Source organism: Sulfurimonas sp. (genome assembly GCF_026991475.1).
In the GTDB taxonomy this organism is placed as follows: Bacteria; Campylobacterota; Campylobacteria; order Campylobacterales; family Sulfurimonadaceae; genus Sulfurimonas.
The window spans coordinates 1-13,502 of the sequence record NZ_JALXBK010000118.1 but is presented as its reverse complement, the minus strand read 5'-3'; the positions used below and the strand labels follow the sequence as shown (position 1 = coordinate 13,502).

Sequence of the window (13,502 nt, the reverse complement as noted above, 5' to 3'; positions counted from 1 at the left end):
TACTTATGTCACCAAAAGAGTTAATGATAAGCCGATATGAGGCTTTTGTGAAAAAAGATTGGAACTACTTAGCAAAAACAGCAACAAACCAGAGTGTAGAAGAGTTAGAGCTGATGCCAGAGTTAGAGTGGCTAAAACTTGATGTTCTAAACGCAGTGGGTTCACAAGTGGAGTTTAAGGCTTACTATCGTGATAAAGATGGTGTTGGTGTTTTACACGAAAAGAGTAATTTTGTCCAAGAAGATGGCGTTTGGAAATATAAAGATGGGGAACTCTACCCTACAAAGGTACAATGCAATGAAAGTTGTCCCTGTGGAAGTGGCAAAAAATTTAAAAAGTGTTGCATGAACTAAGTGCTTTTACAAAAACATAACTCGCTTTAGTAAACTCATTTTTTTCATAAAAAGTATGTGCTTCTTCTCTTTGCAAGCCACTAGAGAGTACAATATTTTCACACGCACCCACCTTTGCATAATCACTTAAATACTCAAGCATCATCTTACCATAACCCTGTGAGCGGTAGTGCATATCTGTCACAAGTTCATGAATAAAAAGATGGCGTTTATGGTAAAGATTTGTACTAATAGTTATCCCTGCGTAAGTGATAAGTTTTGATTTTTCAAAAATTCCAACCATTGTGTAATTACTTTCACGCATATCATACACTAAATCTTCAAACTCTTTGTACTCTATTTTTGTCCGCAACTGCGAAACCACTTCCCATGCCGTTTGTAACTCTTTTAAATCTAATTCTCTTATTTGCATACGCCATTTTACAATAAATTTACTGCCAATTTAGCATAAATTAGATACAATCGCGAAAAATATTATCACAGGCAATAAATATATGGTAACAGTACAAAATTTAACTATGCGTTATGGAAATAGAGTTCTATTTCAAGAGATAAACCTCAAACTTGACCGTCACAAAAGATATGGTCTTATCGGTGCCAATGGTGCAGGTAAAACAACTTTTTTAAAAATTCTCTCTGGTCAAATCAATGAATACGATGGAGAGATCATCATCCCTAAGCAAAATAAAGTCGGTGTTTTAGGACAAAATCAATATGCTTTTGAAGATTACACTATTATGGATGCTGTTTTGTATGGAAACAAGCGTCTCTATGATGCAATCAAAGAAAAAGAAGAGATTTATATGACGGGTGATTTTGAAGATGATGCCGTCAATAACCGTCTTGCAGAGCTTGAAACTATCTGTGTAGAAGAAGACCCTACTTATGAATATGATGTAAACATCGCAAAAATTCTTGAAAATGTCGGGATTCCGGCTGAGCAGCACAATGAACTTATGAGTACACTTGACTCTGCTGACAAGTTCAAAGTTTTACTTGCACAAGTTCTCTACCCAAAACCTGATGTTCTCTTTCTCGATGAACCTACCAATAACCAAGATATAGAGACAATTACATGGCTTGAAAATGAACTTCAAAGACATCAGGGAACAATGGTTGTCATCTCTCACGATAGACACTTTCTAAACTCTGTTGTTACAAATATTCTTGATGTAGATTACCAAAAAATCCGTGAATTTACTGGAAATTACGATGACTGGTACATCGCTGCAAATGTTATGGCAAAACAGATGGAACTTGACAATGCTAAAAAACAAAAAGAGAAAGAGCAACTAGAAGCCTTTGTTCGACGTTTTAGCGCAAATGCTTCAAAAGCCAAACAGGCAACTTCAAGACAAAAGCAACTCGACAAGCTTCAAATAGATGAGATAAAACCATCTTCTCGCCGTGACCCTTCCATCGTTTTCAAAGCAAAACGTGCTATGGGTGATGAAGCCTTAAATGTTGAGCATATCTGCCACTCTTATGGCGATAATGAAGTTCTAAAAGATGTAGATTTCAAGGTAAATCCAGGTGAGAAAATTGCCATAATTGGTGCAAATGGTGTTGGTAAATCAACACTTGTAAAAATACTAATGGAAGAGATAAAACCTAGCTGTGGTGGAAAAGTCACATGGGGAGCTACAATTGAAAACTCCTACTTTCCACAAGATACGGCAGACATAATTGAAGGAGATGGAACACTTTATGATTGGCTCCGTGCTTATGATCCTAAGCGTGAAATTGCTGAAATAAGAAACTGTCTTGGTCGTATGCTTTTTAATGGTGAGCAGCAAGAAAAATCAGTAGTAAGCATTTCAGGTGGAGAGAAACACCGTATGATGCTAAGTAAAATGATGCTTGAAGGTGGAAACTTTTTAGTGCTTGATGAACCTACCAACCACCTTGACCTTGAAGCGATTGTTGCACTTGGTGAAGCACTTCATGAATTTAAGGGCAATGTTATTTGTGTATCTCATGACCGTGAGTTACTTGATGCCTTTGCTACGCGTGTTATTGAATTACATGAAGACCATACTTATATTGACTTTCCTGGCTCTTATGAAGAGTTTGCAGCAGCTAGAGCAGCAGGAGAGATTTAATCATGAATGATTATAAAGAGTATTTAGGACTTGGAATTGCTGGCAACTTTGCTCTACATTTAGCACAAGCTGGTGAGCTTGAAGAGTTTAAAGATGTCATTACAGAAGATGAAGCAGCACCAAAAGGCATCTTTCCTTTTTATCTTCCTTGCAAAAAGCAAGATAATAGTGAGCGTCCTCGTGAAATGCTCTCTATATTTCCACTCTCTTGTGACACTCTTGAACTTCCAAACGCAGCAGACAATGTTCAAGCAGAACCAGAAGTTGCACTTGTATGTGAACTCACTTATGAAAAAGACAAACTCGTTTTCATCGCACCACAATATTTTGGTGCATATAATGATGCTTCGATCCGCGTAGCAGGAGCACAAAAGATTAGTGATAAAAAGAACTGGGGCAAAAACACAAAAGGTTTGGCAAAAGAGCTTCTACCTCTTGATGTTTTTGAAGATGGCGGTATGATGGAGAATTACTCCATTTGTAGTTACCTGCGTCGTGATGACAAACTAGAAGCTTATGGTGAAAATGTGGCACTTAAAGGCTACAGTTACTTCCACCAAAAACTGCTTGATTGGATTATTAATCAAATTAATACCCAAGATGATTTTGGACCACTCGAAGATGTTAAAGCATACATAAAAGCGTGTAATAATCCTAAAAATCTCATTATAAGTATCGGTGCGACAAGATACACTCCTTATGGAGAGAGTACCTTTTTACAAAGTGGGGATGAAGTGCTTGTTGTCGTTTATAATCACAATAGATATGAACTCCAAGAGATTGAAACAGCTTTAAAAACAAACGAGTATGAACAGCCTGCTATGAGTGTGTTGGCACAAAAAGTCCTCTAAATGGCTAGAGGCAAAAAGCTTGATCTTTTTATTGGTGCAGATATAAAAGATGAGTGGGCAGAGATTCAAACACCAAAAAAAGCCAAAGCATCTTCAAGTATAGAAGAACCATCCAAACATTTTTTACTCTTTAAAAGAGAAAAACGAAGAGGCAAAGTTGTCACTCTTGTTGGGGAATTTCACCTCAAAAAAGAGGATGCAAACGCAGTGCTTAAACGCATCAAAAAAAAGCTTGGCTGTGGTGGAAGCTATAAAGATAACTGGATGGAATTTCAAGGAGAGATGCAAGACAAACTGCGTGATCTACTTTTAAAAGAGAATTTTCGTTTTAAAAAATAGATATTTTTACGCGCTTTTTTTTACATCTATTTCTTTTAATTTTGTTGTAATGATGTATCTATCTCTTCCACTCTCTTTGGCTCTATAAAGCATCTCATCTGCACGAGAGATAAGTACATTTCCATCAAGATTATCATCAGCCTTACAGCATATAACACCTATAGAAATAGTCAAATACTCATTCACTTTTGAACCTTCATGCTTGATCTCTCTCTCACGAACGGCATTACATATGTCACGAGCAAGTCTAGCACTATGTGACTCATCTGTTTCACTTAACAGTACCCCAAACTCCTCCCCGCCAAGTCTAAATACATAATCACTTGGTCGTCTCAAACTATCTTTTAAAACTTTAGCAACAGATTTTAGTGCATAATCTCCCTCAACATGCCCATAGGTATCGTTATACTGTTTAAAAAAGTCAATATCTATCATCATAAAGGTAATGTAATTTTTATTACGTTTCGTGCGTTTCAACTCTTTTTCATATATAAAATTAAAATATCGTCTGTTATGAAGTGTAGTTAGCGAGTCTGTATAGGAAGCGCTTTCAAGTTTTTTGTTTGCAATTTTGAGCTTCTTAGAGGTGATTTCAAGCCTAGTTTGATCATTTTGAATACTTCTAAATACATACAAAGATATTGAAAGAATAGCTAAAATAATGAATCCTAAAATCGCCCCAAGTTGAAAAACCATAGAGTCATAAGTCGTTAAAAATGTCTTTCTCTCATAGTTTGCCACTTTTATTTCGTAACTAATAAGCTTTTGCAAAACCTGATGAATAACAGACAAACGCCTCTCGAGTGTTACAACAGATATTTTATGAGATTTGAGTTTATCATCTTCGACTGCGTTTAATATCTTTTTGAAATAATTATTAATAGAAATAATTTCAGAATTTGCATAATTTACATAAAGTAACTCATCCTCAGTTTTAAAATGCGACATATAACTTTGCCAATTTCTATTTACACTTCTTAAAGAGTTTTCAATATCTTCTTGGGCTTCATTTTTAGGAATGGCACTTCTTGAGAGTCTATAGACTGTATTTCCAAGTCCATTATGATACACTTCTAAAACATTATTAAGTTCTGTGATTGGAATAAGTGAACCAAAATAGAGAGAATCAATATTTTTTTTCATAGCATTAATATAACTTGTTCCCATAATTCCAACAGAAAAAAGTCCACCAGCGATGAGCATAAATAGTATAAATAATTTACTTCTAAGTCTCAAAGCCTCTATAAATTGCATAATTATCCTTATTGCATTTATAAAGCATAATTTGTACCATATTCATAATGTTTTATGCTAAAATTCTTGAAACATTTTAAGAGAGAAACTATGCAAGAAAAAGCTATTAAAACAGAACAATATTTGACAAATGATAAGATAAAAAAGCACCTAGAAAAAGTAGAGTATATCATTATGGCTGCCCCTGCACCAGAGCATTTTAAAGAGACACCCATTCACTTTACTATTTTTTTAAATACAGCTGAGCAGCTTCCAAAAGATGTTCAAGAAGCTGTTTTAGAGAAGTTTTTGGAAGAAAATAGTATTTCAAAACCAGCAGAGCTAATGAGTCAGCTTATGCCTGTTGGATTTGCCCTTAGTAAAGAGCAAGAGACCCCAATGCCTATGCTTTTAGTAAAGCCAGAAGATCAAAAAAGCATCCCATATGCTGTTATGCATGTCATGGACTTTTTAGCAGACTCTACTGCGTTTGATGAAGCAAAGAAGAAGAGCCTTACAGGTTGGAGTTACTCTTACGAGTAATATCCTCTATCTCTTTAACAATTTGCTCCGATAGGTTTTCATAGCCCTCTTTTGTCACTAAAATATCATCTTCAATTCTAATCCCAATACCTCTATACTTTTTTGGAACACTTTTATCATCTGCATCAAGATAAATTCCTGGTTCTATGGTAAGAACCATTCCTGCCTTTAGTGGAATTTCCTTACCATTTTTATCTTTATATGGACAAGCGTCATGCACATCTAAACCCATCCAATGACCTATGCCGTGAGGATAATATTTTTTGTGTGCTTTTGCATCTAAAAGCTCTTGAAAACTTCCATGTAAAATTCCTAACTCTAACATTCCTTGACAAAGCAGCTCTTCTGATTTACTCTGTAATTTACTGCGCAAAACTTTTGGGCGTATCATTTTAATAATTGCTTTATTGACACTTAATACAAGTTCATAAAGCTCTTTTTGAGCATCACTAAACGCTCCACTTACAGGAATTGTACGGGTAATGTCACTTGCATAGTAATTATATTCACACCCTGCATCTATTAGGATAAGGCTATTTTTTTCTAGGGCTTTATCATTAGAAATATAATGAAGAGTGTTAGCTCCATTACCACAAGCTACGATGGAAGTATAAGCATCGCTATATGCCCCATTTTTCTTAAAAACATACTCTATTTCAGCTTGAAGCTGATACTCATAAGTAAGTTTACTGCTCACTTGCATCGCACGGTGATGTGCCTTTTTTGTAATGTTTATTGCCTCTTTTATAATGTTAATCTCTGCAACTGACTTCACCAAACGCAGTGATCCAATGATGGAGGCAACATTATAAAAGCACTCTACGCTTTTTAACTCCGATTTTAGAGATGTTAATCGCGCTTCGCTCTCCTCAAAATCATAGTAAAAAGAGTCTATACCCACACTAAACGCAGCGATTTTTTCCTGTAGTTGCGTAAATTCAAAAACATCATCAAAACTGAAAATCTCTTTTGCCTTTTCTACTCCAAGCCTTTTACCTGTCCACAACTCCATCTGAGGCTCTTTTTTTGCCACAAAAAAGTACTCTTTTATGGACTCTTTTGTTTTAACAATAAGCAGGGCTGCACTATCCTCTTTAAAACCACTCAAATAATAGAAGTTGCTATTTTGTCTATAAGGAAATTCTGTATCGTGAGAACGCGTTTTTTGTGTAGCACTTAAAAGCAGTGTCATAGAGTTGATTTGTAAACTCTTTGCCAGCCGTTCTCTGCGTTTAATATACTCTTTTTGGCTAATCATTGAGCAACCTTCACTATCCACACAGAAGCATCACTCAATACTTCTTTTAATGCAATAGAGAGCGCTTTTACCCCACCTACTGCGTTTAATGAGCTTACATCTATTTTTGAAGAAAAAGTTTTATTTGCTACTATTGTATGTTTTTTGCTATTGACGAGTGTAAAAGTTACAGAAACTACAGCATAAGATTTTTTATCATTCTCTTCAAAATACTGCGTAAAGTCATTTAATCTTGTCTCTAAAATAAAATCACTCTCTACTTTAGAACTAGGTAGTTGCACAAAACCAAAGACCTTCGTTTGTGCCAACATTTGCATCACCTCTTTATGCACAAATTGTTGTGGTGACTCAGCCCACTCTGAGGAAGCATAAGCAAATTTTTTCATGCCATCTTCTACATAAAACATACTACGAGAGTGTAAATCTTTTGCTGCATAAACATTGGTAACTTTTACTATTTTTTCTTTATATTTACTCATTTTACTCTGCACAACTGAAACCTTTGGAGTTACAATATACTCCTGCAAGGCTGGTTTAGGAGAGCTACATGCTCCAAACAAAAATGTCAATGCCGCTATTAAAAGTTTACTTTTCACCAGGTCCCCTTTTTACTTTTGTCTTTTTAAATAAAATATCACTTGGACTGCGTTTATACTCACGAAGAAGCTCATTAAACTCGATCATTGTCGATTGCATCTGTAAAAGGCTTGCATCAAGTGTTGGAACAAGATTTATGGAGACATCTTTAACATCTTTTTCAACATTGGAAAAAGAGAGTGCCATATTATTCATCGTTACTCCCATACTAGTATAGGTCTCTTGAATTGAAGAGAAGGAGTTACTCATTTTATCTTCCCACGTAACACTATTGGTAATGAAACTATCCACTTTTGGAGTAAGTTGTGTCAACTGCGCACTAAAAAGTGCCAAATTATCAATACTTTTTTGCAATTTATTTATCGTTTTTTCATTTAACAACATATCAACATGCTCTAAAACAGCCGCTGTATGCTTGAGCATTTTATGCACCTCATTTCTATTTGATTCATCTAAAAATCTATTTGTTTTTTGCAGAGTATCTGAGAGTTGTTCAGAGAGTCCACCCAAAGACTTTTCAACATCTTTAAATAGCGATGGAACAGATCTAATTACAGGGTATTTCTCCCCTTTTTTAAGGTGCAAAAGAGGAGCAGAATTTGCACCCAAACTAAGATTTACATAGGTAAGCCCTGTTATTCCCTGCGCTGTTAATTTAGCAACGGTAGTCTCTTTAATAGGCGTTGTTTTTAAAATATCTACTGTTGCTTCAACCTGTTCTATATTTGATGGATTAATACGCAAATCTATAACTTTTCCTACACTAATACCTCTGTATTTTACAGGAGCATTAATATTTAGTCCTGCAACTGATTCATTAAAGTAGATAATATACTTTTTCATTTCATCTTTTGATGAAGGTTTTAAAAGCCAATAACTAAAACCTAAAATCATCACAAAACCAACTAAAACCAAAAATCCTATTAATTTGTAATTTACCTTATTATTCATAGTTTCTCTCTAAAAAAAGTTTGTATAAATTCGCTTTTTACTGATGCAATATCATCTAAAGTGCCCTCATAAGCAATTTGTTTGTTATCTATTATAGCAACTCTATCCAAAGTATCATATATGGAACGTAAATCATGCGTTACCATAACGACAGTAAGTCCAAGCATAGCACGCAGTTTTAAGATAAGTGCATCAAACTCTCTCGCAGAGATTGGATCAAGTCCGCTGGTAGGTTCATCTAAAAACAGAAGTTTTGGATCCATTGCCAATGCACGCGCTAATCCTGCTTTTTTTCTCATTCCACCACTTATTTCTGAGGGGTAAAGGTAAGCATCACTCTGTTTTAAACCTACAATACTTAACTTAAACGCAACAATTTCATCTATCATCCTTTTAGATAATCTTGTGTATTCTCCTAAAGGGAGTGCAATATTTTCAGCAAGCGTAAGAGAAGAAAAAAGCGCACCAAACTGAAAAAGCACACCCCATTGCCTACGAAGATTTTGAGCATCCCTTTGACGTATATCTGCTACATTTTTACCTAAAATTTCTATTTTCCCACTTGTAACTTTTTCCAACATAACCATTTCACGAAGAAGCGTAGTTTTTCCACATCCACTAGGTCCTAAAAGCCCGTAGATTTCACCCTCTTTAATTGTAAAATTAAGTCCATCATGAATGACTCTATTGCCAAACGCAGTCACTACATTTTCAACCTTAATCATCTGCATTTATATCCCCAAATTTGTAAAAGCTATGGAAAAAATTGCATCGCACACGATTACAGCAAAAATAGCTTCAACAACACTTTTAGTTGTATTAAAACCTATACTTTGTGTGTCATCTTTTACTATTAAGCCTCTATAAATACCAATAGTAGCAATTAAAAATGCAAAAAATGGTCCTTTAATAATACCTACAAAAAAATGTTTTGCGGCAACAACGCGCGATAGTCGGTCAATAAAGAGTTCTGGAGATATTGATAAATCTACATTTGCAACTATCATACCTCCAAGAATCGCCATAATATCGGCCACAAAAATCAGAATTGGCATCGTTATCATCAAAGCGATTATGCGAGGTAGCACTAAAAATGCAAAAGGTTCAAAGCCCATAGTCTTCATAGCATCAAGTTCTTGCGTGATTTTCATAGAACCAATTTGCGCAGTAAAAGCAGAGCCACTCCGTCCTGCAATAACAATAGCAGTAATAACAGGCGCTAATTCTCTAAAAATAGAGATACCAAGCATATCTACAATGTAAATATTTGCTCCATAAATTTTCAACTGATAAGCAGACTGATAGGCTATAACAAGACCTATTAAAAAACTTGTAAGCGCTACAATGGGCAAAGCTTTTATGGCACTCTCATTTATTTCAAAAGCAATCTCTTTATATCTTATATTTTTTAATGAGGTTAAATAACGCAAATTAGAGGCAAAAAGTTGTCCAAAAAATTCTATAAAAGCACTGAATCCATCATAATAATCATAAAATATTTTTCCTAATTTTTGCAAAAAAGAGAGTTTTTTTGGTTTTATATTTTCACTATAATGAGACATATTTTCTTGAACTAATTCTAAAGTGCTAAGGAGTTTTTCATTATGACACTCTAAAGTGACTTTTTTAGAAGCAAATTCTTTTTGAATATTATAAATAAAAATAGCAGCCGTAGTATCGAGTTCATCCAAATTTGTAAGGTCGATGGTAATATTTTTTATACTAGTTGTTTGTACTGTAGCAAGTTTCTTTTCATATTTTGACACTTCATAGAGACTCATCTTCCCCTCAAATTTAAGAAGAAGATTTTCATCAATACTCTCTATGCTAAAAACTTTTTTCATAAATCTACTTAAAAAGTTCTCTCTAAAAGTTTATTTACTTTAAGAATAGTAATAATTTTATCAGCCTGCTTTCCAACACCTTCAATAGCACTATCATCTCCAGCAACAGCATCAGGTGCCGCCCCAATATTCTCTTTTTTAAGTCTAATAGCCATAGTAAGTCTATCAATAACAAAACCTGCAACATCATCACCATGACGCATAACAATAAAACGAGTATCTTCTCCCTGTTTTTTCGGAGGAAGACCAAATTTCATACGCAAATCAAGTAGAGGAATAACTGCACCACGAAGATTAAAAACACCTAAAACATAATTAGGTACCTGTGGAACACGCGTCCAAGAAAAAGGTTTAATAATCTCTTGAATAGCTAAGATAGGCACTGCATACTCTTCATCACCTATCATAAAACCAACAAGTTGCACGACATCATCAAGTTGCTCAACTATACTATCTTTTTGCTCACTTTGTTTGTCAATAATCTGTTTTAATTTATCACTCATTATAAAAACTCCGCTTTAAAATTCACATTTCTTTGTACTACACTCGCTAAATAATCTGCTGAATATGGTTTTGTAATATACTCTACCATTCCAGATTCAACCCCACGCATTCTATCAGATTTACTTGTTCTTGATGTTACTGCAATAAGAGGTAAATTTTTATATCTATTGTATTTTTTTATCTCTGTTGCTAAAGTATATCCATCCATTCTTGGCATCTCAATATCTACAAGCATTGCATCAAAATTATAGTCACCTGATTTTAAGATGTTTAAAGCCTCTTGACCATCAGCAGCTTCCACTAGAGTTAACCCCATTGGTTCAAGTGCTTTACGCATAATAGTTCTATCTGTTTTAGAATCATCAACTATCATTACAGTATAATCACTAGGCTTAGTTTTCTCTTTAAGTGCTGAATTACCCTCTTCTGGAGTTGTTAATGCCGTAGTTTTCACATCTTTTGCCATAGTCATTAAAGCAGCTACATCAACAATAAGAGTAACACCACCATCACCACGAATTGTAGCACCAGCAACACCCTCTATGCCTTTTAGATAATCACCAAGAGATTTAATAACAATCTCCTCTTGTCCAACAAGTGTATCTACAATAAGCCCAAGTTTACTTGTACCCAAACCTAAAACAACAACATAAGCATGTTCACTAGCATCTAAAATACGCTCAACCTCAAAAATATCTCCAATGTGTACTAAAGAGAGAACATCATCACGAAGTCGCATAACACTTTTACCCTCTACTGTATAAATCTCATCTTTAGAAATTCTTACAGTCTCTAAAACAGAAGCTAAAGGAATAGCATAATGTTCCTCTTGAACACCAACTAATAGTGCTTGAATAATAGCAAGTGTAAGAGGAATTTTTAGCTTAATTGTTGTTCCAACATTTACTTCACTTTCAATATCTATCATTCCATTAAGTTTTTCAATATTTGTTTTTACAACATCCATTCCAACGCCACGACCAGAAACACTTGTTACTGCTGCAGCTGTTGAAAATCCTGGTCTAAAGATAAGAGAGTAAGCCTCTTTATCACTCATAGTATCCATCTCTTTTTCAGTGATAATACCTTTTTCAAAAGATTTCTCTTTGAGCATTTCAGGGTCAAGACCTTTACCATCATCATCAATTTGTATGACGATTTGATTTCCTTCATTGTAAGCTTTTAGACTAATTGTACCACCCTCTGGTTTACCTTTTGCAACTCTCTCCTCAGGAGTTTCAATTCCATGATCACATGAATTTCGAATAATATGCACAAGAGGATCACCAATCTCTTCAACTAATGATTTATCAAGTTCTGTATCTTCACCAGCTAAAACAAGCTCTATTTTTTTGTTTAGTTCACGAGACAAATCACGAATCATTCTTGGAAATTTATTAAATACTTTTCCAATTGGAAGCATACGCGTTTTCATTACAGCAATTTGTAAATCTGTAGTTACAAGAGAAACAATAGAAACAACTTGAGTAAGTTCTTCTAAAAACTCTTCACCCTCATAACGCTCTTCCACATCTTCATTAATTTTCATAAGTCTATTTTTAGCAAGAACAAGCTCACCAATAAGATTCATAAGATGGTCAAGTCTTTTTACATCTACACGAATTGTCTGTTCAACTGTTGTAGCTGCACGTTTTGTAGGCGCTGCTGCTTTTGGCTTTTCTTTAGTAGATTTTTGCTCTTTTTTTACAGGTACAGAAGCTTTTTTCACCTCTACTTTTTCCTCTTTTTTCTCAGCTTTTGGCTCTTCTTTTTCTTGTTCCTCGTCTACCTCTGGCATAGTTGGAACATCTTCACCAGCGGCAATTTTAGCTTCTCTTTTTGCCTTATCTTCAGACTGGCGCTGTGCTAAAAGTCGCTCTATTTCTGCCTCAATTTCATCAGGATCCATATTGTCATAGTCTAACTCTTCTTCCTCAGCAGGTGTCTCTTCAACAACATCTTCTACTTCTGGTTCTACAGCAGCAGAAGGAGCTTCTCCATTACTTATCTTGTCAAGTCTTGCCACACACGCTGATACATCAATGCCTTCATCTGCACTCGTATCACGGATTGTCTCTAAAAGTGCTTTCATAAGATCAATTGACTCTAAAATTACATCCATAATATCTGGAGTAATTACAAGATCTCCATGTCTTGCTTTATTGAGAACATCTTCCATATGGTGTGTAAGATGTGTTAATGTGTCAAAATTTAAAAATGATGAAGCACCCTTTACAGTATGTGCTACACGGAAGATTCCATTAAGTAGTTCCAAATCTTCAGGATTTGATTCTAGTTCCACTAAATCTTCATCTAACTTCTCTACAAGTTCAAATGATTCAACTAAAAAATCTTGTAATATTTCTTGAAATTCATCCATATTTATACTCCTATTTTTTCATATGTGCATTCACTACACGCGATACTTCATCATAAAATGAACTTGCCTGAAACTTAACCAAGTAAGCCTCACCTCCAGCTTCTTCACCTCTTCCTTCACTAAAGTGATCACTAATTGAAGAGTTAAAAACTATTGGGATGCTAGAGAGTCTCTCATCCTCTTTTACTTTTGCGGCAAAGTGAAAACCATCCATTTTTGGCATTTCAACATCTGAAATAATAATTTTGAGTTTATTTGGAAGGTCATCTCCATAAGTCTCATACAAATCATTAAGTTTAGATAATCCTTCTACACCATCCATCGCCTCAACAACATGAAATCCCATCTTTTGCAAAGCATCTTTTACTATTTTTCTAGCTGTTGTACTATCATCAAGAACCATAGCTAAACCAGAAAAAGTCTCTATTTTATCTGGTTCAACATCTGTTTCAGGTTCATATAAACCTAATTCCTGAACAACACTCTCAAGGTCAAGGATAAGAAGTACATTATCACCTTCTATTTTTGTAACCCCTGTAATTTTACT

General features: G+C 34.8%; 15 protein-coding genes. 5 read left to right on the top strand and 10 right to left on the bottom strand.

Translation table 11 applies throughout. The annotated features are described in order from the left end of the window. The first annotated feature begins 5 nt into the window (after nucleotides 1-5). Nucleotides 6-353: a YchJ family metal-binding protein gene (locus MV589_RS10145; RefSeq protein ID WP_297434518.1), complete on the top strand. Its 348-nt coding sequence runs from the start codon at nucleotides 6-8 to the stop codon at nucleotides 351-353. Here MV589_RS10145 and MV589_RS10140 read toward each other — a convergent pair. Next, nucleotides 331-765 (bottom strand): GNAT family N-acetyltransferase, encoded by a 435-nt coding sequence (locus tag MV589_RS10140; RefSeq protein WP_297434516.1) that lies wholly within the window; start codon nucleotides 763-765, stop codon nucleotides 331-333. The two genes, MV589_RS10145 and MV589_RS10140, sit on opposite strands and share 23 nt — an antisense overlap. 82 nt (nucleotides 766-847) lie before the next feature. Between MV589_RS10140 and MV589_RS10135 the strand changes: the two genes are divergently transcribed. From MV589_RS10135 to MV589_RS10125, 3 genes are read left to right on the top strand one after another with little or no spacing between them, the layout of a single operon-like run. Continuing rightward, nucleotides 848-2,455: an ABC-F family ATP-binding cassette domain-containing protein gene (locus MV589_RS10135; RefSeq protein WP_297434514.1), complete on the top strand. Its 1,608-nt coding sequence runs from the start codon at nucleotides 848-850 to the stop codon at nucleotides 2,453-2,455. Nucleotides 2,456-2,457: 2 nt separating this feature from the next. Beyond that, on the top strand, nucleotides 2,458-3,306 hold the full coding sequence (locus tag MV589_RS10130) for a DUF5718 family protein (protein ID WP_297434512.1): 849 nt from the start codon (nucleotides 2,458-2,460) through the stop codon (nucleotides 3,304-3,306). Beyond that, nucleotides 3,307-3,645, top strand: a complete 339-nt coding sequence (locus tag MV589_RS10125) for a translation initiation factor (protein ID WP_297434510.1) — start codon at nucleotides 3,307-3,309, stop codon at nucleotides 3,643-3,645. It abuts the gene before it with no gap. A 6-nt stretch (nucleotides 3,646-3,651) separates the two neighbouring features. Here MV589_RS10125 and MV589_RS10120 read toward each other — a convergent pair whose 3' ends face one another. Continuing rightward, complete coding sequence (locus MV589_RS10120; protein ID WP_297434508.1) at nucleotides 3,652-4,899, bottom strand: diguanylate cyclase; 1,248 nt, start codon at nucleotides 4,897-4,899, stop codon at nucleotides 3,652-3,654. Between the two features lie 90 nt (nucleotides 4,900-4,989). On the opposite strand from MV589_RS10120, the gene MV589_RS10115 reads away from it, so the two are divergent. Then, the gene (locus MV589_RS10115; RefSeq protein ID WP_297434506.1) at nucleotides 4,990-5,421 is read left to right on the top strand and encodes a hypothetical protein; all 432 of its coding nucleotides are present in this window, start codon (nucleotides 4,990-4,992) and stop codon (nucleotides 5,419-5,421) included. On the opposite strand, the gene MV589_RS10110 is transcribed toward MV589_RS10115, so the two are convergent. The 8 genes from MV589_RS10110 to MV589_RS10075 form a co-directional block, all read right to left on the bottom strand. Then, complete coding sequence (locus MV589_RS10110; RefSeq protein WP_297434504.1) at nucleotides 5,393-6,679, bottom strand: aminopeptidase P N-terminal domain-containing protein; 1,287 nt, start codon at nucleotides 6,677-6,679, stop codon at nucleotides 5,393-5,395. The genes MV589_RS10115 and MV589_RS10110 overlap by 29 nt on opposite strands. Next, nucleotides 6,676-7,275: an ABC-type transport auxiliary lipoprotein family protein gene (locus tag MV589_RS10105; protein WP_297434502.1), complete on the bottom strand. Its 600-nt coding sequence runs from the start codon at nucleotides 7,273-7,275 to the stop codon at nucleotides 6,676-6,678. Before MV589_RS10105 ends, MV589_RS10110 begins: the two co-directional genes overlap by 4 nt. Beyond that, complete coding sequence (locus MV589_RS10100) at nucleotides 7,265-8,227, bottom strand: MlaD family protein (protein WP_297434500.1); 963 nt, start codon at nucleotides 8,225-8,227, stop codon at nucleotides 7,265-7,267. Before MV589_RS10100 ends, MV589_RS10105 begins: the two co-directional genes overlap by 11 nt. Beyond that, complete coding sequence (locus MV589_RS10095; protein ID WP_297434497.1) at nucleotides 8,224-8,958, bottom strand: ABC transporter ATP-binding protein; 735 nt, start codon at nucleotides 8,956-8,958, stop codon at nucleotides 8,224-8,226. Before MV589_RS10095 ends, MV589_RS10100 begins: the two co-directional genes overlap by 4 nt. Further along, complete coding sequence (locus MV589_RS10090) at nucleotides 8,959-10,071, bottom strand: ABC transporter permease (protein ID WP_297434495.1); 1,113 nt, start codon at nucleotides 10,069-10,071, stop codon at nucleotides 8,959-8,961. Between the two features lie 8 nt (nucleotides 10,072-10,079). After that, nucleotides 10,080-10,574, bottom strand: a complete 495-nt coding sequence (locus MV589_RS10085; RefSeq protein WP_297434493.1) for a chemotaxis protein CheW — start codon at nucleotides 10,572-10,574, stop codon at nucleotides 10,080-10,082. After that, nucleotides 10,574-12,955: a hybrid sensor histidine kinase/response regulator gene (locus tag MV589_RS10080; RefSeq protein ID WP_297434491.1), complete on the bottom strand. Its 2,382-nt coding sequence runs from the start codon at nucleotides 12,953-12,955 to the stop codon at nucleotides 10,574-10,576. Before MV589_RS10080 ends, MV589_RS10085 begins: the two co-directional genes overlap by 1 nt. A gap of 10 nt (nucleotides 12,956-12,965) precedes the next feature. Continuing rightward, on the bottom strand, nucleotides 12,966-13,502 hold a 537-nt coding region (locus tag MV589_RS10075; RefSeq protein WP_297434489.1), incomplete at its 5' end, for a response regulator.